Origin of the sequence: Streptomyces sp. Inha503, assembly GCF_047215865.1 — a bacterium.
GTDB classification, from domain to species: domain Bacteria; phylum Actinomycetota; class Actinomycetes; order Streptomycetales; family Streptomycetaceae; genus Streptomyces; species Streptomyces lycopersici.
In genome coordinates this window covers 12132883-12153527 of sequence record NZ_CP178360.1, presented here as the reverse complement: position 1 = coordinate 12153527, position 20645 = coordinate 12132883, and the positions used below count along the sequence as shown (strand labels likewise).

The 20645-nt window shown below is 67.9% G+C and carries 21 protein-coding genes and 1 pseudogene; 10 read left to right on the top strand and 12 right to left on the bottom strand.

Translation table 11 applies throughout. The features are described from left to right. The first annotated feature begins 227 nt into the window (after positions 1-227). The 5 genes from ACJX2R_RS50515 to ACJX2R_RS50495 all read left to right on the top strand — a co-directional run bounded on the left by ACJX2R_RS50515 (position 228) and on the right by ACJX2R_RS50495 (position 6093). The gene (locus tag ACJX2R_RS50515; RefSeq protein ID WP_413105677.1) at positions 228-1202 is read left to right on the top strand and encodes an MBL fold metallo-hydrolase; all 975 of its coding nucleotides are present in this window, start codon (positions 228-230) and stop codon (positions 1200-1202) included. Further along, positions 1199-2179: a fumarylacetoacetate hydrolase family protein gene (locus ACJX2R_RS50510; RefSeq protein ID WP_413105676.1), complete on the top strand. Its 981-nt coding sequence runs from the start codon at positions 1199-1201 to the stop codon at positions 2177-2179. Before ACJX2R_RS50515 ends, ACJX2R_RS50510 begins: the two co-directional genes overlap by 4 nt. A 97-nt stretch (positions 2180-2276) precedes the next feature. Beyond that, entirely contained in the window at positions 2277-3410 is a 1134-nt protein-coding gene (locus ACJX2R_RS50505; RefSeq protein ID WP_413105675.1) for an amidohydrolase family protein, read from the top strand. A 38-nt stretch (positions 3411-3448) separates the two neighbouring features. Next, entirely contained in the window at positions 3449-4690 is a 1242-nt protein-coding gene (locus ACJX2R_RS50500) for an IS701 family transposase (RefSeq protein WP_413105674.1), read from the top strand. Between the two features lie 218 nt (positions 4691-4908). Next, positions 4909-6093 (top strand): IS701 family transposase, encoded by a 1185-nt coding sequence (locus ACJX2R_RS50495; protein ID WP_413105673.1) that lies wholly within the window; start codon positions 4909-4911, stop codon positions 6091-6093. Positions 6094-6225: 132 nt separating this feature from the next. Here ACJX2R_RS50495 and ACJX2R_RS50490 read toward each other — a convergent pair. The 3 genes from ACJX2R_RS50490 to ACJX2R_RS50480 form a co-directional block, all read right to left on the bottom strand. Continuing rightward, positions 6226-7043, bottom strand: a protein-coding gene (locus tag ACJX2R_RS50490; protein ID WP_413105672.1) for an IS5 family transposase whose coding sequence is annotated in 2 segments (ribosomal slippage) — positions 6226-6701 and positions 6701-7043 — 819 coding nt in all. Because the reading frame shifts where the segments join, the coding sequence is not laid out codon by codon here. Positions 7044-7238: 195 nt separating this feature from the next. Then, complete coding sequence (locus tag ACJX2R_RS50485) at positions 7239-7658, bottom strand: hypothetical protein (protein ID WP_413105671.1); 420 nt, start codon at positions 7656-7658, stop codon at positions 7239-7241. Positions 7659-8130: 472 nt separating this feature from the next. Then, positions 8131-9057 carry a serine hydrolase domain-containing protein gene (locus ACJX2R_RS50480; protein ID WP_413105670.1) on the bottom strand — a complete coding sequence of 309 codons (927 nt, stop codon included), beginning with the start codon at positions 9055-9057 and terminating at the stop codon, positions 8131-8133. Positions 9058-9253: 196 nt separating this feature from the next. Between ACJX2R_RS50480 and ACJX2R_RS50475 the strand changes: the two genes are divergently transcribed. Then, positions 9254-9559 carry a hypothetical protein gene (locus tag ACJX2R_RS50475; protein WP_413105669.1) on the top strand — a complete coding sequence of 102 codons (306 nt, stop codon included), beginning with the start codon at positions 9254-9256 and terminating at the stop codon, positions 9557-9559. Between the two features lie 442 nt (positions 9560-10001). Here ACJX2R_RS50475 and ACJX2R_RS50470 read toward each other — a convergent pair whose 3' ends face one another. Together ACJX2R_RS50470 and ACJX2R_RS50465 are read right to left on the bottom strand one after the other, a co-directional pair. Beyond that, on the bottom strand, positions 10002-10319 hold the full coding sequence (locus ACJX2R_RS50470; RefSeq protein WP_413105668.1) for a hypothetical protein: 318 nt from the start codon (positions 10317-10319) through the stop codon (positions 10002-10004). Positions 10320-10374: 55 nt separating this feature from the next. Further along, positions 10375-10647, bottom strand: a complete 273-nt coding sequence (locus tag ACJX2R_RS50465; protein ID WP_413105667.1) for a hypothetical protein — start codon at positions 10645-10647, stop codon at positions 10375-10377. A 17-nt stretch (positions 10648-10664) separates the two neighbouring features. On the opposite strand from ACJX2R_RS50465, the gene ACJX2R_RS50460 reads away from it, so the two are divergent. Beyond that, entirely contained in the window at positions 10665-12002 is a 1338-nt protein-coding gene (locus tag ACJX2R_RS50460; RefSeq protein WP_413105666.1) for an NADH-quinone oxidoreductase subunit D, read from the top strand. Positions 12003-12211: 209 nt separating this feature from the next. Here the strand turns inward: ACJX2R_RS50460 and ACJX2R_RS50455 are convergent, their stop codons facing one another. Both ACJX2R_RS50455 and ACJX2R_RS50450 read right to left on the bottom strand, forming a co-directional pair. Beyond that, positions 12212-13345 (bottom strand): TniQ family protein, encoded by a 1134-nt coding sequence (locus ACJX2R_RS50455; protein WP_413105665.1) that lies wholly within the window; start codon positions 13343-13345, stop codon positions 12212-12214. After that, a complete protein-coding gene (locus ACJX2R_RS50450; RefSeq protein WP_413106164.1) occupies positions 13342-14166 on the bottom strand; it encodes an AAA family ATPase in 825 nt (274 codons plus the stop codon). The genes ACJX2R_RS50455 and ACJX2R_RS50450 overlap by 4 nt, the downstream gene beginning before the upstream one ends. Positions 14167-14172: 6 nt before the next feature. On the opposite strand from ACJX2R_RS50450, the gene ACJX2R_RS50445 reads away from it, so the two are divergent. After that, positions 14173-14424, top strand: a complete 252-nt coding sequence (locus tag ACJX2R_RS50445; RefSeq protein ID WP_413105664.1) for a hypothetical protein — start codon at positions 14173-14175, stop codon at positions 14422-14424. Here ACJX2R_RS50445 and ACJX2R_RS50440 read toward each other — a convergent pair. Genes ACJX2R_RS50440 through ACJX2R_RS50430 form a run of 3 tightly spaced genes read right to left on the bottom strand, consistent with a single transcriptional unit; the run spans position 14399 to position 17263 of the window. Next, complete coding sequence (locus ACJX2R_RS50440) at positions 14399-15511, bottom strand: Mu transposase C-terminal domain-containing protein (RefSeq protein WP_413105663.1); 1113 nt, start codon at positions 15509-15511, stop codon at positions 14399-14401. The genes ACJX2R_RS50445 and ACJX2R_RS50440 overlap by 26 nt on opposite strands. Further along, positions 15450-16502, bottom strand: coding sequence for a hypothetical protein (locus ACJX2R_RS50435; protein ID WP_413105662.1), 1053 nt, complete (start codon positions 16500-16502; stop codon positions 15450-15452). Before ACJX2R_RS50435 ends, ACJX2R_RS50440 begins: the two co-directional genes overlap by 62 nt. Further along, positions 16499-17263 carry a TnsA-like heteromeric transposase endonuclease subunit gene (locus ACJX2R_RS50430; RefSeq protein WP_413105661.1) on the bottom strand — a complete coding sequence of 255 codons (765 nt, stop codon included), beginning with the start codon at positions 17261-17263 and terminating at the stop codon, positions 16499-16501. Before ACJX2R_RS50430 ends, ACJX2R_RS50435 begins: the two co-directional genes overlap by 4 nt. Positions 17264-17496: 233 nt before the next feature. Between ACJX2R_RS50430 and ACJX2R_RS50425 the strand changes: the two genes are divergently transcribed. Together ACJX2R_RS50425 and ACJX2R_RS50420 are read left to right on the top strand one after the other, a co-directional pair. Further along, complete coding sequence (locus ACJX2R_RS50425; RefSeq protein ID WP_413105660.1) at positions 17497-18147, top strand: class I SAM-dependent methyltransferase; 651 nt, start codon at positions 17497-17499, stop codon at positions 18145-18147. 580 nt (positions 18148-18727) lie between these two features. Continuing rightward, positions 18728-19369, top strand: a complete 642-nt coding sequence (locus tag ACJX2R_RS50420) for a hypothetical protein (RefSeq protein ID WP_413105659.1) — start codon at positions 18728-18730, stop codon at positions 19367-19369. Between the two features lie 413 nt (positions 19370-19782). On the opposite strand, the gene ACJX2R_RS50415 is transcribed toward ACJX2R_RS50420, so the two are convergent. Together ACJX2R_RS50415 and ACJX2R_RS50410 are read right to left on the bottom strand one after the other, a co-directional pair. Then, the gene (locus tag ACJX2R_RS50415; protein WP_413105658.1) at positions 19783-19917 is read right to left on the bottom strand and encodes a hypothetical protein; all 135 of its coding nucleotides are present in this window, start codon (positions 19915-19917) and stop codon (positions 19783-19785) included. A gap of 128 nt (positions 19918-20045) precedes the next feature. Beyond that, positions 20046-20597: pseudogene (locus ACJX2R_RS50410) on the bottom strand (transposase); the annotation flags it as partial. Between the last annotated feature and the right edge of the window lie 48 nt (positions 20598-20645).

Below are 20645 nucleotides of genomic sequence, written 5' to 3'. Positions count from 1 at the left end.
CGCCCCCACGTGCGAGTCAGGCCGGCGAAGCATGGGCTGCGGAATCCATCGCGACGCGACACTTGACACTGCCTGCACTTGATTGCAGAGTCCACGCGACATGTTGCACTTGGGTGCAACTTCATGTGAGCCGCACTGACCCCGGCGTCGCCAGCACCTGGGCGCGCGGGACCCGTTGTCTGTACCCGAGCGCGCGCCAGCCCACTCTTTTCGCCAGATGGGACGCGATGAACAGCTACTCGAACGGCCCCCACGACCTGGGCGGCGACTGTCATGCCTGGCTGCTGCCCGAGGGGCACTGGGGGGAGAGCAACACAGGACTCATTCGAGGTGACGGTGAGTCGCTACTCGTGGACACCCACCTCGACCTGGCCCACACCGCGCAGATGCTCCAGGCATTCAGCGCGCTCACCGAGGACTGCCCGATCCGGACGGTGGTCAACACTCATTCCGACGGCGACCACTGGTTCGGCAACCAGCTTGTCGCCACGCCGGGTGTCGACATTGTCGCCTCCGCTGCCGCAGCGGAACTGATGACCCCGGCCGGCGCAATGGAGCTGGCGAACCTGTGGCACCGGGAAGATGAGGTCGGCGACTTCGTCCGCGCCGTGGCCTCCAGCTTCGACCCGTCGGGAATCACCGCCACCCCGCCGACGCGCACGTTCTCCGGGTCGCTGGACCTAGATGTCGGTGGTAGGCAGGTACGGCTGACGGAGGTGGGCCCGGCGCACACCCCGGGCGACGTCATCGTCCACGTGCCGGACGCACGGGTGCTGTTCACAGGCGACATCTTGTTCATCGGAGCCGCGCCACTGGTGTGGGAGGGCCCGGTGTCGCGCTGCGCCGCCGCGTGCGACCTCGTCCTGGACCTCGACGTCGTCACCATCGTGCCGGGCCACGGCCCGGTCACCGACAAGGCCGGTGTACAGCGAGTCCGCGACTACCTGACGTACGTCGAGGCGGAGTCCGTTGCGCGTTTCGAGGATGGCCTCAGCCTGGAGGAGGCGATCGCCTCCATCGACCTCAGCCGCTTTGCCGACATGGCTGAGCACGAGCGCATCGCGGCCAACGTGCTGAACGTCTACGAGGAGCTCGACCCCGCGCGCCCGCGCGCCGACCGCCTGGCGCAGTTCACACACATGGCTCACCTGCACAAGGCGGCTGGCACCCGTCCGCACGGCAGTGTCGGAGGAGCAGCATGAAGATCGCCCGGATCCAGCGCGATGAGGGTACCGCCATCGCAATTGTCGATGGGGATCAAGTGCAGCCCCTGGCGCCGACTCAAGATCTTGACGAGTTCTTGACAGCTACTCCGTCCGAGCGCACGCAGATGGTGGAGCGCCAGGCGACGGGGCAGTGGCTTGACCTCTCCTCGGTCAGGCTGCTGTCCCCCGTCCAGCCGAAGACCCTGCGCGACTACGTCACCTTCGAGGAGCACGTCGAGGGCAGTCTCAAAGGGATCGGGATTACCGTTCACCCGGGGTGGTATGAACAGCCGGTCTTCTTCTCCAACACCAACGCCGTGAACGGCCCCGACGACCCGGTGGAGGTGCCCCCGGGATGTCACCGATTGGACTTCGAGCTCGAGCTGGCGGCCGTCATCGGCAAGCGCGGAAAGGACCTCACGCCCGAGCAGGCCGGCGAGCATATCGCGGGTTACACACTGTTCAACGACTGGTCGGCCCGTGACTTGATGGCCGCGGTCCTGCCCATCGGCGCGGGGCCGGTGAAGGGCAAGGACTTCGCCAACACCCTCGGGCCGTGGATCGTGACCGCAGACGAGCTCGAGCCCTATCGCCGCGGCGACCGCCTGGCCCTCGAAATGCACGCCGAGATCAACGGCACCCCGTTGCCGGGCGGGGGTGACAACTCAGCCAGCATGTCGTGGTCGTTCGAAGAGATCGTCGCCCACGCCTCCCGAGGCGCCGAGCTCGTGCCCGGCGACGTCCTGGCGGCGGGCACGTGCGGCGGCGGGTGCCTGCTGGAGTACTGGGCCAGAACCGGCCGAGACGAACCGCCGCCGCTGCGTCCCGGGGACGTCGTGACGCTCGTGGCCGAGGGCATCGGATCGCTGTCCAACCGAGTCGTGCCCGGGGTCGAGCCGGTCGACCTGCCCCCGGCCCGAACGACGAGCCGGCGACCCCGTCCCTGGGACGCGCCCCGGTCCGCGAGAGGTTAGTCAAGCCCGACTCCTCACCCCTGGCCCCGTTGCGCGTGGACGCCACGCGGCCACGCCACGACCGCACTCCATGATGAACGAAAGGCACCACGGCGCGATGAAGAAGACCTTGATCAAAAACGCCATGCTGGCGACGATGGACCCGTCGACCCACGACCTCACAAGCGGCGACATCCTCATCGTTGACGACCGCATCGAGCGCATCGCGCCGGTGATCGAGGCCGACGAGGCCGAGATCGTCGACGCGGCCGGGACGATCGCCAGCCCGGGTTTCGTCGACACCCACCGCCACGTGTGGCAGTCGCTGCTGCGCGGTGTCGCCGTCAACTGGAGCTTGTTCGAATATATGGTCGAGATGCGGACCATGTACCCCGTCTGCTACCAGGTCGAGGACGCCTACCTTGGCAATCACTACGGCGCACTGGAGGCAATCAACGCCGGCGTCACCACTCTGGTGGACCACTCGCACTTGCAGGTCTCCGCGGAGCACTCGGACACCTTGGTCAAGGGGCTCAAGGACTCTGGGATCCGCGGCATCTTCGGCTACGGTGTCTACCGCAACCCGCGCTACACCCCAGGCGAGGCTATCGACCCCTCCTCGATCATCGAGGAGATTGCCGGCCCCATCGAGAAGTTCCACCGGGACAACGCCGCGCGGGTGCGGGAGGAACACTACCCGAGCAATGACGGCCTCCTGCGCTTCGGCATCGCTAGCAGCGAGTTCTTCACCTTCCCGAGCATGGAGCCAGTCCTCGAAGAGCTCGCCTGGAGCCGGACCCTGGAGCCCGCCCGGATCACCTTCCACGCGGCCATCGGCATCAACGACGACGTCAACGTCATCCAGAGCCTGTCGATGTCCGGCGCGTTCCCGGTCCTGGAGCGGGTCGTGAAGTCTGGACGTCTGCCATCCCTCGGCGTCGACATCGTCTCAGCCTTCAGCGGCGATATGTTCACGCAGATGCGCCTGATGTTGCAGGCTATCCGGTTCCGGGACAACGAGCTGACCGCCCCGGGTGGGCTGCCCAGCAGCGCCCGGTTCCCGGCGGCGAAGATGCTGGAATATGCGACGCTCGGCGGAGCAGCCTGCGTGGGCCTCGAGAACGTGATCGGCAGCCTCACCCCGGGCAAGAAGGCCGACGTCGTCCTAATACTCCAGTCGCAGATCTCTATCGTCGCTGGTCAGGAGCGTGTCTGTGAGTGTACTTGCCTGACGTTCTGTCAGGTTGTGTGAGTTCGTGACTTCGGGTGCGACGGGCCGTTGTACTGGTCATGCAAGACGATGTGCAGCTCGATGCCTGGGCGGCTGAACTGGAAGAACTGCTCGTGCGTATCGGCCACCGGTTCGGGCGGGTGGACTTACGGCGGCGGATGCGGGCGTATGTGCACGGCTTGCTAGGGCCGGTGGGCCGGAAGAACAGCTGGCAGTTGGCCGAGCATGCTGGTCACCGCACTCCCGCCGGGTTGCAGCATCTGCTGAGCCGGGCCTGCTGGGACCCCGACGAGATACGTGATGACCTGCAAGAATACGTCGCAGAGAAGCTCGGGGCTCCGACGGGGGTGCTCATTGTCGACGACACAGGGTTCCTCAAGAAAGGCACTGTCTCGGCCGGGGTCCAGCGGCAGTATTCCGGCACCGCCGGACGCACCGAGAACTGCCAGATAGGTGTCTTCGCCGCCTACGCATCACCCAAGGGCCGGGCCCTGGTGGACCGGGAGCTGTACCTGCCGAAGTCCTGGACGTCCGACGCGGGCCGCTGCCGGGCGGCGAAGATCCCCGAGGAGCGGGGGTTCGCCACCAAGGGCGAACTGGCCAAGGCGATGGTCGCCCGAGCCCTGGCCTCTCCGCTGCCGATCACGTGGGTGACCGCGGATTCGGCCTACGGCCAGGAATGGCGCTTCCGCCGCATGCTGGAGGAGGCCGGCGTCGGCTATGTCCTGGCCGTGCCGAAGTCGCAGCAGGTACACGCCCTGGGGCGCATTGACTTCGCCATCGCCCAGGCGCCCGAAGAAGCCTGGGAACGCCACTCCTGCGGCAGCGGCGCGAAGGGGCCACGTGTCTATGACTGGGCAGCGGCCCAACTGCCCGCCATCGAGGAATTCGACGGCGATCAGCCCACCCATCAACGATGGGTACTGGCCCGACGCAGCCTGGCCCGCCCGGAGGAGATCGCCTACTACCTCGCCTACGCAGCCGGCGGCACCGCCGTCGCTGAACTGGTGCGCGTCGCCGGAACTCGCTGGGCGATCGAGGAAGCCTTCCAGGCCGCGAAGAACGAGTGTGGGCTGGACCAGTACGAGGTCCGTCGGTATCCGGGCTGGTACCGGCACATCACCCTGGCCATGCTCACCCACGCCTTCCTCGCCGCCATGGCAGCCGCCGCGGGGCCGGAAAGGGGGGCCGCAGAAACGCTTCCGACTTCCTCGCACCGCTCACCGTGGCAGAAATCCGGCGACTCATGGCAGCTGGTCACTCCTCGTCGGCGCACCTTCAGCACACCGGCCACGCGATGAGCTGGTCCTGGTGGCGACGCCGACACCAGGCCATCGCCCGCCACTGCCACTACCGCCGTCGCACCCGAAGTCACGAACTCACACAACCTGACAGAACGTCAGGCAAGTACACTCACAGACACGCTCCTGACCAGCGACGATAGCGATCTGCGACTGGAGTACTAGTACTGCAACGGTGCTTGCCGTGACTGCTGGCCAGCTCAGTCGTTGGTCTGGTTATGGGTGGGGACCTTGCTGATGTCAGGTTGTGGGCCGGTGAGCTGAGTGCGGTCCACGAGCGGTTCGTGCACCGGTTCAGCCGGGAGGAGCCGCGCCAGTCGGCGCTGGCCTATATGCGGGGACTCATCGCTCCGCTGGAGCGGAAGAACGGCTGGACACTCGCGGAAGAAGCCGGACACGCGGGGCCCGACCGCATCCACCGTTTGCTGAACCGGATCGAGTGGGACGCCGACGGAGTCCTGGACGACGTGCGTGACTACGTCGTCGAGCACCTCGGAGACCGGGATGCCGTTCTGATCGTCGATGACACCGGCTTCCTGAAGAAGGGCATCCGCTCGGCCGGGGTGCAAAGGCAGTACTCCGGCACTGCCGGACGCACCGAGAACAGTCAGATCGGTGTGTTCCTCGCGTACGCCACCGACCGCGGACGCACGCTGATCGACCGCCGCTTGTATCTGCCCACGTCATGGACGGAGGACCGGGAAAGGTGCCGGCGGGCCGGCATCGACGACAGCGTCGCCTTCGCCACGAAGGTGGCCATGGCCAAGGAGATGATCAGACGAGCGATCAGGGACAAGATCCCGTTCGGGTGGGTGACGGCAGATGCCGCCTACGGCTTCAGCAAGGGCTGGCGTTCCGAGCTGGAGCAGGCCGATGTCTTCCATGTCATGGCCACCACCCGGCACGACACCGTCGTCACCCGCTGGGCCATCGACCACCCCGTCCATGACCTGTTCCCCGGCCTCCCACGGCAGAAGTGGAAACGCCGCTCATGCGGTGAAGGAGCTCACGGCCGGCGGATCTATGACTGGGCCCGGGTCGAGGTCCGGCCCTGGCACCGCGAGGACCGCCGGCACTGGGTCATCGCCCGCCGCAGCGTCAGCAGGCCCGAGGAGATCTCCTACTACATCGCTTACTGCCCGGCCGGGACCACCCTGGATGAGCTGATCCGCATCGCGGGCAGCCGATGGGCCGTGGAGGAATGCTTCCAGACCGCGAAGCAGGAATGCGGCCTGGACGACTACCAGGTCCGCCGCTACCCCGGCTGGCACCGCCACATGACCCTGGCCATGGCCGCCCACGCCTGCCTTACCATCCTGCGCGCCCGCGCGCTGGATGCCGGGAAAGCAGAAACGGATCCTCCCAGCTCATCCACCTCAGCCTCGCCGAGATCCGACGCCTGATCGCCCGACTCACAAACCGCCACCCCACCCCGACCACATCCTGCACTGGTCGACATGGGCCGCCGACGCCAGCAGCAGCCCCTGAGCTGGTCAGCAGTCACCGCAAACACCGTTGCAGTATTAGACCGTGTCCTACGTGGTGAGGCGGACGAGTCGCTTGTAGCAGCAGATGGCTGCGGCAAGTCCGAGAAAGGCCAGGTAGTTGCGGGGATTGCGCTCGTAGCGGGGACTGAGCCTGCGGTAGCCGGACAGCCATGACATCGTCCGCTCGATCACCCACCTGCGACGGCCCAGCCGTTCGCTGGACTCGATGCCTTCGCGGGCGATACGGACTCCGATGCGCTTGCCGCGTAACCATTTGCGCAGGTCGGGCCGGTCATAGGCTTTGTCCGCGTGCAGGCGCTGGGGCTTGAAGCAGCGGCCGCGGTCCGGGTCGTGTCTCGATTGGTGACCCGTCACCATGGGCTTCAGCCCTTCGCTGTCGTGGGTGTTGCCGCCCGAGACGCCGACGACCAGGGGCAGTCCGTTCGCGTCCGACAGGATGTGCATCTTGGAACCCGGCTTGCCTCGGTCCACGGGGCTCGGGCCTGTGTGTTCGCCCCCTTTTTCGCCCTGACGTGGGCAGTATCGAGGACGACGCGGGTGACGTCGACGAGGCCGGCGTCGTCGAGCCGGTGCAGGACCGCTTCGTGGAGGCGGCCCCATACTCCGGCTCTGGACCAGATGAGGAACCGGCGGTGGACCGTGGACTTCGAGACGCCGAAGCAGGGCGGCAACGACCGCCACGCACAGCCGCTGACCAGTACGTAGATGATGGCCGCGAACAGCGTCTCATCAGGCGTGTTGGACGTCCCGCCACCCTGCGGCCGTGCCCGTTGCTCCGGGATCAGCGGCTCGGCGATCTCCCACAGCCCGTCCGGCACGATCCAACTCCACGTTCCCCGCCCCATACCGAATCAACGACCGCCTCACCACGTAGGACATGGCCTTAGACGTCACGCGGGTGCTGGCTGCGGCTCCTCCAGGACGCTGGCGACCTTTCGGGCCAGCTCTGCGACGTGGGGCGGCAGGTAGCTGTCCAGAGCCTCGACATCGTCGCACAGCTTGGCCCGCAGCCCATGCAGGCATGCCTCGGTGAACAGCTTTTACGGGTCATCCTCCGGCCGGTGCGCCTTCTCAGCCTGGCGCTCCCCGCGGCCGTACCGCATCCGTACCAGTCCCGGCCGGTCTGCGCCCGCAGGGGGATCTTCGCTCAGCAGGCCCGCCACATGGGCCCGGTCGGCGCCCGTCGGCCCAGCCGCCCGGGTGTGCTGCTGACTGAGCTGAAGGTACGACTCCAATTTGTCCTTCGACATGCCGGCGTGCTGGCAGTACGCCGCGATCAGCATGGACGCCATGTCCATCGTGTCCGCCGCGTCCGTAGCCCGGTACAACGTCATGCGCTGCCAGTCGTATGCCTGGTCGGGCTCTGTGTACCGCAGCACCTCCTGGCACTGCTGGACCGTCTCGGATACGAGCTGGTGAACCGCGCGCCACAGCGGTTCGGGCATCGGAGTGTCTTCCATAGCCGCACGTTAGAGGGCTGACCGTCCCGGACATTGGAGTGCGGCCGACAAACCCAAGCCCATACGCATCCGAATGCAGCAGCCGAACGCCATCCGCCTCGCCACCACCGCCTTGTCCTAGATGTGCTATCTCACGAGGTGTTTACGCCTCTGGTAGGGGTCCCAAGCGCCGGCGCTCATGGCACCGAGCTCACCGGCCACCGCGGTGACGCTTTCGTTCACGGGGTGCTGGGCCCCCGGCGCACAGTGCATGGTCGATCAGGGCACTGGCCGCATTCTCCTGGGCCAGGATGTGCCCTAGGGTGTCGCCGCGTGCCTCGGACATGGAGACCACGGCGCTTCGCCTGCCGTCGTCGGTGACGCCGTTGAGCGTGATGTAGCCCCCGTCCCCGCCCTCGTGGCTCCAGTAGGTTCCTCCGCAGCCCAGAGGGCGTTCGACCAGGCCGAGCCCGTATCGGCCGCCAGGCCACAGCTATTGGACCTCCGCGCTCACGGGGACGGTCTGCTTCATCTCGGCCATCTGCCGAGCCGGTAGCAGGCGGCCCGCGAGCAGCGCGCGGAAGAAGTCGTTCTCGTCCTGCGTGGTCGTGACCCACGAAAGGTTCTCGTAGTCCACCGGTATCTGGTCGGTGACGTCCACCCGTGAACCGGGGCCGAAGAACTGGTAGGCATGGGCGTGGGGCCGGGGCAGGGTGGGTGAGGTGCTCATCCACCGGGTTTGGTCGAGGCCAAGCGGGCGCAGGATGCGGTCTTCGATCTCCTGATGGGCGGGTTGACCGGTGGCCTTCTGGATGATCATGTCGAGCAGGACATAGCCGGTGTTGGAGTACGCCCAGCCCTCGCCGGGTGGGAAGTCCGGCGCGTGGGCCATGGCGCGGGCGACCAGTTGCTCGGAGCCGTAGACGTCGTGGCGCTGCTGGTAGTACTCCTCCGGTGTGGTGTATCCGGGCAGGTCGTCGTGGATGCCGCTGGTGTGCTGGAGCAGTTGGCGGATGGTGATCCGGCTGCCGTCGTTGCCGTTGCCCTGGACTACTCCTGGCAGCCAGTGGTCGACCGTGTCGTCCAGGAACAGCTCCCCCTCGTCCTCCAGTTGGAGGACCACGGTGGCGACCAGCGTCTTGGACGTGCTGGCCATGCGGAAGTGGCCGTCGTAAGGGACCGGGCGACCGGTGTCCAGGTCGGCGGTGCCGCTGGTGGCGACTGACTGCCGATCGTCAGACGCGATCACGCGGGCCTGCACACCGCTGACACCGAGGGCGTGGATCGCCGCGGTGTCCCGGCGTAACTGCTGCACAGGGGAGGAACCGGCGGGCTGGGCGACGGCAGTGGCCGCATCGGCGGTGAGCAGCGTAGCGACACCGAGTGCCACGGCGAGGGGTTTTCGCAGAGTCGAAATCATGGCTGAAAGCTAGTTTCGCCCCCAACGGGGCGCGATCCGGCGCACCCCAAGATCGGAACGGGGGATAACCCCCCAGCGCAGGCGTCGCCAGACTGGTGTCGACCTGCTGGGCAGGGTGTGACGGTCCTCGATCCAGCCGACACCGCCTCGGCGTGCCGGACGACACGCCGAGGCACTCGCGACCAGGAAGGCGCAGTTGGCCGCGACCCTGGACGGGGAGGAGGAGCGGGTCACGGGGCTGGAGCAGTACGCCACCACGGCGGTAAAGGCCGACGCACTGCTCGCCGAGCACGCCCGACTGACGAAACTCGCCGACGGCGGCGACGATGCTCTCCTCGGCCTTGCCGCGCGAGGAGTCGCCGACGACCTCGCACTGGCGGAGATCCAGGACATGAGCGAGGACGCCGCCGGAATCGTCCAGCACTTCCGCACCGTGCTGGAAACTGCCCGCGCCACCGGCCGCAGGGTGCTCCCTGACGAGACATCCCCGAGGCCGCGGTAGGTCCGCAGCAGCTGGCGACGGGTGCGGTACGCGCGGACCCCGCCGCCTCCAGCCGCTCGACGCGCGGGCCGGCCACCCCGGAGAGGGCCGCTGTGCTCCGTCACCCGGCGGCGGCCGTGGAGCGCAAGCGGCTTGCGGTAGTTCGTGATCGCGCTGGGACACGAGCCCCAGAAGCCGCGCTTGCAAATCCTCATCCGGGTCACCGCTCCGGCCCATGGGCCTGGCCTCAATGCGCGGCGGCAGCCGCCGGTCGGCGCGACTGGTGTCGTCTGCCACGAGAACGTCAGTGGTACTGCCAGGAAGTGTCAGTGGATTGCTTCGATCGTGAACGCGCCGTGCGTGTGGGACAGGCGAGGAGTGGCGCCAAGGCCGGATGCTGCACCCCGTCATGGGCGGCTAGGTATTCGCTCCGAATCCCCTGACCTGACGCGACCGGGCGGGCTCAGTGGCCGGCTTCGGCCTCGGCCGTGACGTCGCGGATGCCGCGCGGGCGTCCGGCCTTGCCCCACATCCGGTGCAGGACCGCGGCGATCGCGACCGCGGCGACCAGGGAGGCGATCGGCTCGCCCCGGGAGAGGTTGACCACCAGCACGAAGGCGACGGCGACCGCGCCCACGGGGTTGACCGCCGCGTGTCCGAAGCGGCGTTCGCGCAGCGAGAAGCGGGACATGGCGATCAGTCTGGCCAGGAAGGCCATGAACACCGAAACGGCGTAGAACAGGACCAGCCGCTGGTCGTCACCGCCGGCCGCGATGATCAAGACCGCGGAGACGGCCAGGAAGAGCAGTACGGGGCGTGGTGCAGTTGGTACGTCCCTACACGGCGGGCAGGATTCCGGCATCGGTGCCGCCATGGCCGTGGTGGCAGGCCAGTGCTTTCAGCAGGCCGGGCCCGGCCTGGAAGGACGAGGACGCGGCCGAGAGCAGCAGCAGCGCGGTGAGGAGCTGGAAGATCGCGTACAGGGTGCCGGGGGCGGCGTTGTGGGCCAGGTCCAGGACGGGTGGGCATTCCTGCCGAAGATGCGCAATTCTGGATAATATGTCTGGTCGCGCGCAGCCCGCACACGCGGACGCGATCGGCGACCACACCGGAGGTTCTACGGCCAATGAGCAGCCCCGAGCATGAACCGGCAGGCGCCCGCGACACCACCGAGGGTCACACCTACACGATCACCGGCGGCGACTGGGACGAGATCTTCTCCGCGACGGAGAAGGCGGACGACGAGCGGATCATCGTCAACATGGGTCCGCAGCACCCGTCCACGCACGGTGTGCTGCGGCTGATCCTGGAGATCGACGGCGAGACGGTGAAGGAGGCCCGCTGCGGCATCGGCTACCTGCACACCGGCATCGAGAAGAACATGGAGTTCCGCAACTGGGTCCAGGGCACGACGTTCGTGACCCGCATGGACTACCTGATGCCGCTGTTCAACGAGACGGCCTACTGCCTGGCGGTGGAGAAGCTGCTGGGCATCACCGACCACATCCCGGAGCGGGCGAGCGTCATCCGCGTGATGATGATGGAGCTCAACCGGATCTCCTCCCATCTGGTCGCCGTGGCCGCAGGCGGGATGGAGATCGGCTCCACCACGCTGATGGTCTACGGCTTCCGTGACCGCGAGGTCATCCTCGACATCTTCGAGCTGGTCACCGGCCTGCGCATGAACCACGGCTACGTGCGGCCCGGCGGGCTGGCGCAGGACCTGCCGCCCGGCGCGCTGGACGATATCCGTGAGGGCGTGAGGCTGCTGCGCTCGCGGCTGCCCGAGTACGACAAGCTCGCCACCAACAACCCGGTCTTCAAGGCCCGGCTGATGGACGTCGGCTATCTGAACCTGGCGGGCTGCATGGCGCTGGGCGCGACCGGCCCGATCCTGCGGGCCACCGGCCTGCCGCACGACCTGCGCAAGTCGCAGCCGTACTGTGGCTACGAGGGCTACGACTTCGAGGTCGAGACCGCCGACACCTGCGACTCCTACGGGCGGTTCCTGATCCGGCTGCACGAGATGGAGCAGTCGCTGCGGATCGTCGAGCAGTGCCTGGAACAGCTCACGGGCGGCGGCGGCGAGGTAATGGTCGCGGACAAGAAGATCGCGTGGCCGGCCCAGCTGGCGCTCGGCGCGGACGGGCTCGGCAACTCGCTGGACCACATTCGCAAGATCATGGGCGAGTCCATGGAGGCGCTGATCTACCACTTCAAGCTGGTGACGGAGGGCTTCCGCGTCCCGCCGGGGCAGACCTACACGGCGGTCGAGTCCCCCAGGGGCGAGCTGGGCGTGCACGTAGTCTCCGACGGCGGCACGCGCCCCTACCGGGTGCACTTCCGCGACCCGAGCTTCACCAACCTGCAGACGATGGCCGCGATGTGCGAGGGCGGGCAGGTCGCGGACGTCATCGTCGCCGTGGCCGGCATCGACCCGGTGATGGGAGGCGTGGACCGGTGAGAGCCATCGCGTGACCGTGGTTGACTCGTCCGCCCGTTCCCCGACTCCGGCGACGGCTGCGGCGACCCTTGGGCACCCGACCTGTTCCGTCTCAAATGATCTGGTTCGGCATCGGGCCGCTGACGTGCGGCGACCAGTTCAGTTGAGACGTGGGGATGCCGGGAATCTCGGGTGATGTGGTCCTGGCTGGATGGATGCCGGATGTTGTCTCAGCTGATCTGGTCCGGCTCCGCCGTTTCGAACTGATACCACGCCTGGGTCGTCAGCCACGATTGGTAGCCCCTGAAGATCTTTCCGAGGCCGTCGGGCTGCTCTCGTGCGTCAAAGAACTCGCCGATGAGGCGGTGGAGCGTGGTCACGGCTGCGGTGTCGGCCTGCTGGGTAAGGGGGTGGGTCCATCCCCCGGGCGCGAGGTGGCGGATGAGGATGGGCCAGGTCAGGTCGTGTCCTGCACTGCGGCGGACGACGAGCCATTCCTGGAAGCCTGCGAGCATGTTCCAGTTACTCCCGGCGTCCAGGCCGAGGACGAAGGCGGTGGTCGTGGTGAAGGTGCCGTCGAGGCCGTGCCGGGCGGGCTCGCGGCGGACTGCGGTCAATAGTGCCCGGTACTGCTTGAACACGGCGGCGTGGAAGGTCTGCTGGGTGGCGGCGAGGTAGTTCCCTGCGGTGAGTTCAGTGTGGCTGGTCAACGTGTCCGGGTTCTTGAGCGGGTGGCTGGACATGTAGCGGTGAACCGTTCCGTAGGAAACGGTGGCGTCGTGGTCGTCCAGCAGCTTCTCCCAGACCTCTCTCACGGTGGGGAGCTGGCCGGCGTGCGTGGCGGCGTACTCGTCGAGGATCGCGTCGATGGTGGGGGCGACGCGTTCCTTGGCAGGGCCCACGATGGGGGGTCGTTTCTTTCGGGGCGGCGGCGTTGGCGACTTGAGGGCCTGCCGGACGGTGGCGTGGCTGACGTGGTGACGCCTCGCCAGATGAGAGACCGGCAGTTGTTCGGCTTGAGCGTCCTTGCGGATCGCCGCGAAGAGCGCGGGCTTGTCTTCAGCCCTCGTGACGCGGCGCCTGGGCTTGTCGGGTTTCGCGGGGTTCTGTCTGACCAGGTCGGGTAGAGCTCGTTCCAGCGCGTCTTGCCGTCGTCCGATGACCGCTGCGAGCCGGTCGGCTCGCGGGCGTTTGCCGCGTCCGTAGTCCGGCGGGCCGACGAGGTATCCGCGCAGGTAGCTGGGTTTGAGGTGGTTGGCGCGGGCCAGGCGGCGGACGTAGGAGTCCGTGCTTTCTCCGGGTTTTGGCCGGGGGCGGACCGGTAGCAGGCGGAGTCGGCCGTCGTCGTTCGCGCCGGTGGTCATGAGGCTGGTCGGGCTCTGCGGTTCTGGGCTGCGCGGTCGAGTTTCACGCTCTGCAGGGATTTGCGGGTGATCTTCTCGGTGCCGTCCAGGATGGCGTCGATGGCCGCGCCGCGGATGAGGTGGGACAGGGAGCCGATCATCCTGCCGGTGCGGTCGTGGAGGTAGTGGGCCAGTCCTTCCAGGGTTCCGGATCGGTGGTGGTGCAGCCGCAGGGCCTGTTCGAGGGTGGTGACCAGTCCGGTCCATTCCTCGGTGCGGGGGAAGGGGACGGTCTCGATGACGCCGAACCGTCCGGCGATCTGTCGGCCCCGGGTGCCGTCGAACAGCCCGCCTGCCTCAAGGTCGACGCCGGCGTAGACGAAGGTCGCCGGGATGCGCTCGGAGAAGTACTTCAAGGTGTCCGAGACCTCAGCGCCGTTGCGGGTCGCGAGGGAGAGATTGTGCAGTTCGTCGACACACACGACGCTGACCCTTGCGTCGATGAGGACACCGCAGACGGCTTCGATGACGTCGGTGATGTTGGCTCGGGTGACGGGCAGGCCCAGGAAGCGGGCGAACTCCACGGCTAGCATGCGCGAGGTCGCGGCGGGCGGGACGGTGACGTAGACCACCGGGATCCGGCCGTCGACACCGGGGGGTCGGCGTCGGTCGATGGCCTCGATGGTCTTGCCGAACTGGGTGAGTGCGGTGGTCTTGCCGGTGCCGGCCGGGCCGGACAGGATCAGGCCCCGGCGGGCGCTGATCGCATGCCGGTTGAGCAGGGTCAGGCGTCTGCCGGTGCGGACGACGGTGCGCAGGGTGGAGGTCTCGGCCACGGTCAGCCGGGTGTGGTAGTCGATGCGGCCGTCGTCGTAGTCCAGCCGTTCGTCGGCGTCCAGGCCGTCCAGGACGCGGTCGGGCAGCAGGTCGGGCGGGGCCGGATCCCGGACGGCGAACTCCCTCCAGCCTTCCAGGGTGGTGAGGTAGCGGTGCAGTTCCTCCCGGTCCAGAGCCCGTCGCCAGCCGTGCTGCCGACCCGGGTCAGGCTGCCCGCCGGGGTGGGTCCGGTCGCGGTCACCATCGCTTGTCAGCCTCCTTGAAGGGGTCGAAAACGCCGAGCGGGATGACCTTCGCGACCGGTTCGTCCCGGGCGTCGCCGCCCTCCTCGTCGTGGGGCGGCGGGCCGTCTGTGCCGGCCGGTGCGGTCTCGGGCTGGGGCGGCCGAGGACCGGGGTTCTCGGCGGCGGCGCGAGTCCGGGCGGCGACCCGCCGGTCGCGACGGGAGGGGCGAGCCTTCCCGTCGCCGCTGGGGCCCTGACTGGCTCTGGTCAGGAGTTCCGTGACCGCTTGGGCGATCTGTTCCTCGGTCGGGTCGCTCTCGCCCCGTTGGCGCAGGTCAGCTGCGGCGTGGTCCCAGGCCAGGTCGCCGAAGGGCTGCGAGACGGAGCCGAGGTGTTTCCAGGGAACCGGGATCCAGCCGCCCTCCCGGTGGTTGCGGACCCAGATCCAGTTGGCGTCATAGGGGTCGCGGTGAACCTCCCATAGATCCCGCTTGCGGGTGACGCCGGAGGGCTGGCGCCGCAAAGGTCCCAGCTCCGGGCAGTCGTAGATGCGGTGGTTGATCTTGACACCGTAGGAGTTGACGGCCCGCCAGGTCGCGGGCAGCAGTTCGACGTACTCGTCCCCGGCGAACGCGAGGGGGATGTAGCCGGCGCTTTCGACGAGGCTGGCGTACTTCTCGTTCGGTGTGAAAGTCCGGCCGGGGCTGCCGGGGTCCCTGAGCCCGTCGTGGCGCCTGTTTTGCCACTTCGCGACAAGCCATTCGTCCAGAAATTCCTGGATCTCCTGCATCGACCACAGCGGCTCGTCCTCGATACGCCGGCCGCGGTGTTCGGCCGTGCGGCCCAGATAGCCGGGGAGGAACTGGCAGAACAGCGTGGCCACCGATTCGAGTGAGCGTTCGATGTGGGGTTTCTCTGCGGGCGAGCGGAGGTGGCAGGGCTGGAAGTTGATCTCCAGAGTGCGGCAGGCGGAGCGAAAGTTTTCCGAGATGAACGCCTTGCCCCGGTCACAGACAATGGTCTCGGGGATGATCAGCGGCCGCGCGGCAGCGTGTTCCAGGCGCTCATCCAGGGACAGCAGCCTGCGGTGCGGCAAGACCGACCGGGACATCTTCAGCGCGTCCACCCAGCCGGGCCTCATCGGCTCCGGCGTCAGGGCGCGGGCCAGCAGGAGGGGAGGCGTCCACCGACTTGGTGGTCGGCCGGACCACCACGGCGGTGATGGTCCGGGTGGCGACGTCGACGAGGCCGCAGAGCTCGACCCGGCCGGGCATCCCCTCGTCGAGCCGGACCAGCACGTCCAGTGGCGTGGAGTCGATCTGCATCAGTTCACCCGGCACCGCGACCTGTTCGTAGCGGAACGGCCCCTCGGGCTGGTTGGCGAGGGACCGGCGGGTTCGGGCCGAGCCGGTCACGTGGACACCGCGGGACAGTTTGCCGAAGAGCCGGTAGAACGTGGCCCGCGACGGCATCTCCACCACGTCCTTGCGGTGCTCGGCGGCCAGGATCTGCTCGGTCCGCCAGCGCGCGTACTCGATCGTGCGGGTGGATGCCTCCACGCTCTCGGCGATGGCCTGGCGGATCGCCGCCACGACGTGTGGGTCGGCCTGGCCCAGCAGCGTGGCGTGCGGGGCGAGTCGGTGGTCCACCACCGCCTCGACACCGCCGGCCTCGTAGCGCTGCCGCTTGCGCTTGACGGTCCGCGCGCTGATCTCCTCACCCAGCGCGGCCAATTCTGCTGCCTTGGCCCGCTCGCGCTCAGCCAGCGACCGGCAGCCGGGGTCGTATTCCGGCCGGGGCCGCATCCCCGCCGGAGCATCCGGCGGCAGGCCGGTCAGGATCTCGATCACGTGCTGCTGCCACCACAGTGCCCGCTCCGCGGCCTTCTCGGGCAGGTGATCCAGCAGCGCGGCCGAGCCCAGCACGGCCCGCTCGCCGGTGCCGAGGACAGCGAAGTCCTCGGCCGCCTGAAGATGGACCTGGTCGATGAGCATGCCCGTGCCGTGGATGTCGGCCAGGCGGACCCGCATCCCGGTCAGCGCGACGACCGTGTACGTACGTTCCTCGAACCTGACCCGGTCCCCCAGACACAGCCGCCCCGGACGCGCGGAGCTCACGACCACCCCCTCGCCGCCAGGCTGACGACCGTCCCCCCACCGAGCGGACCCGAGACCAGGTCCGCCGTCAGCTCGTGCCGCCAGAGCAGGTGATAGAGCACCGGCAGCACCGCCATCCGATCTCCGATCCGATCGGCCCCCGCAAACAGCAACTGCGGTTCGACGAACACCTCTCGCAACAGCGCTGCCACCGACGCCCGGTGGCAGCGCGGATGGCGGTAACGCGCCAGCCAGCGCAGATTCGCCCGGAACGGCTGATCCAAGTCCCCGACCAGCCGGAACTTCCACCCCACCGTCGCGCAGATTCGCGCGGTGAACGCGAAGACCTCGGCAGCCTCCTCATCGACGAGGCTCTCAGGCCGGACATCGACCACCACACCGGTGCCGTCGGACAACCTGGCGAAGTAGTCCGGGCTGTGTTCACGATCCCGGTCGCCATCCGCCCAGACCAGATGGAAGGGTTGGGAGGCCAGAGCGATGACGGCGGGATCGAAGTCCAGGGCCATCGCGGCGTCCCGCTCCACCCACGACTCGTAACCCACCAGGTCACGCGAGGTCGCTGCCCAGTAGTCACCAGTGAAGTTCTTCTGCCCCTTGAACGCGATGAACTTCCGGGCCGGGGAGGCACGCTCGAAGGGCTCGTTCCAATAGCGGGCCAGTGAACCGAACTGCTCAACGCCGTCGACCCCAACGAACCCCACGTGGACGGCCGATGCGTATCCCCAGCCAGGTACCGCCTCCGCAGGCTCGCCCACGAACACCTCCCCACCACGCTCGGCCCTGCACTGTGAGAGTGGGGCACCCCGGAGAGCCCCATGACCCGAACGCGGAAGACGTCACCTCAACGAGCGACGCCCGCCGCTCGGCAGGGACGTTTCCAGGCCCTCAAGACACTTGACCTTGCCCAGAGGTGAAGGCCGACAGTGTCTGTGGCGACCAAGCCGACGAACTGAGTGCGTTCGGCTCTGCCCGAACCCGGACGAGGGGAACCCGCATGGACGACGACGCTCTGCTGACAGAGCAGATGGCTTACTACCGGGCCGGCGCGGCCCAATACGACCGGCCCTATGCAGAGTACGAAGCCCTGCAGGAGTTACTGACTGTCGTCGATGACCTCCCGATTGCCGGAGATGTGCTGGAGTTGGCCTGCGGAACGGGCCAGTGGACCCCGAGGCTCGCGGCGCGGGCGCAGTCGGTGATGGCTGTCGATGCGTCAGCCGAGGTGTTGGCCCTGGCTCGTGCGCGCACAGCATCCCCCACCGTCCAATTCCTCCAGGCCGACCTGTTCCAGTGGCAGCCGCCACGACGCTACGACACCGTGTTCTTCGCCTTCTGGCTCTCTCATGTCCCGCCGGCACGGCTCCCCCACTTCTGGAACACTGTCGCCGCCGCGCTCGCGCCGGGCGGCAAAGCGATCTTCATTGACGACGGCCCCGCCGCAGCGGCATACGAGGAAGTCCTCGCGAACCAGCCATCCCCGGCGGCGTTGCGTCGGCTCGATGACGGCAGCCAGTACCGCATCGTGAAGGTATTCCACGATGCCCAGACCCTCACGGACGACCTCACAACGCTGGGGTGGTCGGTCCACATCCGGACCACGGCCGGGAACTTCATCGGCATCGCAGAACCGCCGACCAGCCCCTGACCAAACCACGTAGGCGAACCACATCACCTGAGACCGCAGGCGAATCGGACCAGATCACCTGAGACAGAGGCCAGATCGACAGAGACGGGACACGACCGGCATCACCGGACCTGTGGCCCTCGGCTGTCCTGTCGAAGTGAATCTGTCAGATAGCGGCTCGCTGGCCTGCGGAGGTGTCAGGTCGTTTGAGAACGCCAGCGCTCGGCGTTCTCAACCTACCCGGCTCTCGCGGAAATCGCGCTTGGGTAGACAGTTTCCACGCGGCGGGTCTCCACCGTGCGTGGCCATGCGCTCTTCACAAGGCAGATGACGGCAGTCCCGGTACGAGCGACCGCATACACCACGCCGCTTAGTTTCCCAGGGCGGTGAGGGCGGGACCGGCAGCCGCGACACATCGACACGGCCGGGCCGAGCGGCCCGGCAAGGCAGAACGAGAGCGGACAGGTGCGTACGCCCAGAAGGGTTCGCTCGTGCCGTAGGCGTCCGCCATCGACCGGACCCCTCCCGAGCTCGCCTGGATACGGTTCCGCCAAGGCCGCTCGGGCATCGGAATCCGGGCACGGACGCGTGGGGAGGGCCTGTGGCAGCGACACGGATGTCGCGGTTCACGATGAGCCGGGGGAAGGTCGGCCAGGGACTGCTGGGAGCGGCTGGCGGCCTGGGGCTGGCCGCGCTGTGGATCGGCTCGAGCGCGTTGGCGATTGGCCACTCATCCGGCGCGGAAGGCCCGGCCATCCTGGGCGTCGTGATCTTCATGACGGGCCTCGTCGGCATGATCACCGTGGGGATCCTGGGCCTCCCCTGGCCTTACTCGATCGCGGTGGCGGTGTTGACCGTCCTGATGGTGATGCCGCTCGCGTTCTACGGTGACGCCGTCCTCGACCGGCGGGGGGAGCAGGTGACGGCCGTGGTTTCAGAGCTCCGCGTGTCCGTCTCGCAGCCCAGTGGTACCACCAGCCATGTCTGCGGGGTTCGTCTGCCGGATGGGACCGAGGCGGACGTCGTCGGTTCGAGGTGCGACGAGGACAGCCGGATCGGCGACCGGCTGACCGTCTACCAGGATCCGGAGGGGCGGGTGACTGCCCGGCGCGAGGTGCAGATGACGGCCGGGCAGCTGTCGTGGCTGGTCGGGGCCTGTGTGGCGGGCCTCGTCACGTTGGGGGCCCGGATCGGTGTCCACGTGGGCCGTCACCGTCACCGCACCGTACGTGACGAGCGGTGATGGCCCACTGCGAGCGCGGCCCACCCCCCCCATGGTGACGTGGGTCGCCTTCCTGCCGCTTCTCCCGCCGCCCGAAGTAGCCGAGAGCTTCAGAGAATTGGCCTCGGCTCTGCATGCTTCACGTCGTTCCACGAGCCGGTCACCGGGCGGGACCCGCCCGTACCAACCTGGAATGCGCCTGTGCTCAGGGGGACGTCCCACAGCAGCTCGTCAAGATGTGAGCATCCACGAACGACGTAACGCCGCCTCTCAGAACGCACCGCTGATCTTGCCAGTTTTCAAGGCAACACCGCCTCATCGGAACGAGGCCTGGCCGCCGAACAGGCGCTCCAACGCGCACCATGCGGCATGAGCGGAGGTGGTCCGGCGGTGTCCTACCGAAGCGTGGCCCCTCTCGACACGTTATGTGACACCTACGGCTTGGCCGACGAGGTGATCGGCGATCCGGCCGGGACTGCGGAGTCCGGCACCCCCGCGTAGTCGGGCAGCTCGACGCCGTTGATCGCGCGCCCGACCAGCTGACACCGCCGGGGCGTGCCGGACGACACTGTCGCTGAGCACGGACGGCCTGGGCGACGTCCGGCCCGACCGCTCCGCCGATCAGTCACGGAACGTCGCAGATCACCGGTTCTGACACAGCTTCTGACCTTGTTCCTTAACATCGGCCATTACGCAGAGCGACCAGGCGCTCGACCACGGCCCGCAGCTGGTCGGCGGTGACGGCCGCGGCGTCGTCGGTGGGCCCGAGCCGGACCGCGTCCAGAACCTGGGTCCACGACGTGCGGTCCGGGGTGAGCGCGGCGACGAACGAGTACGGCCAGCCCGGCACCACGTGGTCCGATGAGCGGCCGTTGCGGCCGTGGACCAGGCAGAACAACCGCTCCGGCGAGCAGGCGGCGTCCGACCGCAGCCACGGCGAGACGTCCACCGTGAGCACGATCCGCCCGTCGAACCGCGGAAGCGGCAAGGAAACCAGCAGGTCACGCAGGGCATTCAGGTCAAGCCGACCATGGTTCAGAGCACCGTACAACGAACCGTAGCCGCGCCGGTGCTCGGCGAGCAGGGACAGCTCGACCGGCGTCCGCGTCGGCCCATCTGCGCACAGCAGCGCGTCGGAAAGTTCGAAGAACGCATCCGCTCGCGCGGACAAGCACCCGTAGAAGGCCCTCCGAAAGCGTGACAGTTCCTCAAGCACGTTCCGCTCGCCGGCCGATGCCAGCACACGCATCCTCACGGCCTTCCTGGTGAACTCCGGAATCTCGTCGCAGAGTTCAGG

What these genes read in the sequence shown, in the direction of transcription:
- ACJX2R_RS50515 (WP_413105677.1), top strand. Translation starts at nt 228, where the DNA reads ATGAACAGCTACTCGAACGGCCCCCACGACCTGGGCGGCGACTGTCAT.
- ACJX2R_RS50510 (WP_413105676.1), top strand. Translation starts at nt 1,199, where the DNA reads ATGAAGATCGCCCGGATCCAGCGCGATGAGGGTACCGCCATCGCAATT.
- ACJX2R_RS50505 (WP_413105675.1), top strand. Translation starts at nt 2,277, where the DNA reads ATGAAGAAGACCTTGATCAAAAACGCCATGCTGGCGACGATGGACCCG.
- ACJX2R_RS50500 (WP_413105674.1), top strand. Translation starts at nt 3,449, where the DNA reads ATGCAAGACGATGTGCAGCTCGATGCCTGGGCGGCTGAACTGGAAGAA.
- ACJX2R_RS50495 (WP_413105673.1), top strand. Translation starts at nt 4,909, where the DNA reads ATGGGTGGGGACCTTGCTGATGTCAGGTTGTGGGCCGGTGAGCTGAGT.
- ACJX2R_RS50485 (WP_413105671.1), bottom strand. Translation starts at nt 7,658, where the DNA reads ATGGAAGACACTCCGATGCCCGAACCGCTGTGGCGCGCGGTTCACCAG.
- ACJX2R_RS50480 (WP_413105670.1), bottom strand. Translation starts at nt 9,057, where the DNA reads ATGATTTCGACTCTGCGAAAACCCCTCGCCGTGGCACTCGGTGTCGCT.
- ACJX2R_RS50460 (WP_413105666.1), top strand. Translation starts at nt 10,665, where the DNA reads ATGAGCAGCCCCGAGCATGAACCGGCAGGCGCCCGCGACACCACCGAG.
- ACJX2R_RS50455 (WP_413105665.1), bottom strand. Translation starts at nt 13,345, where the DNA reads ATGACCACCGGCGCGAACGACGACGGCCGACTCCGCCTGCTACCGGTC.
- ACJX2R_RS50425 (WP_413105660.1), top strand. Translation starts at nt 17,497, where the DNA reads ATGGACGACGACGCTCTGCTGACAGAGCAGATGGCTTACTACCGGGCC.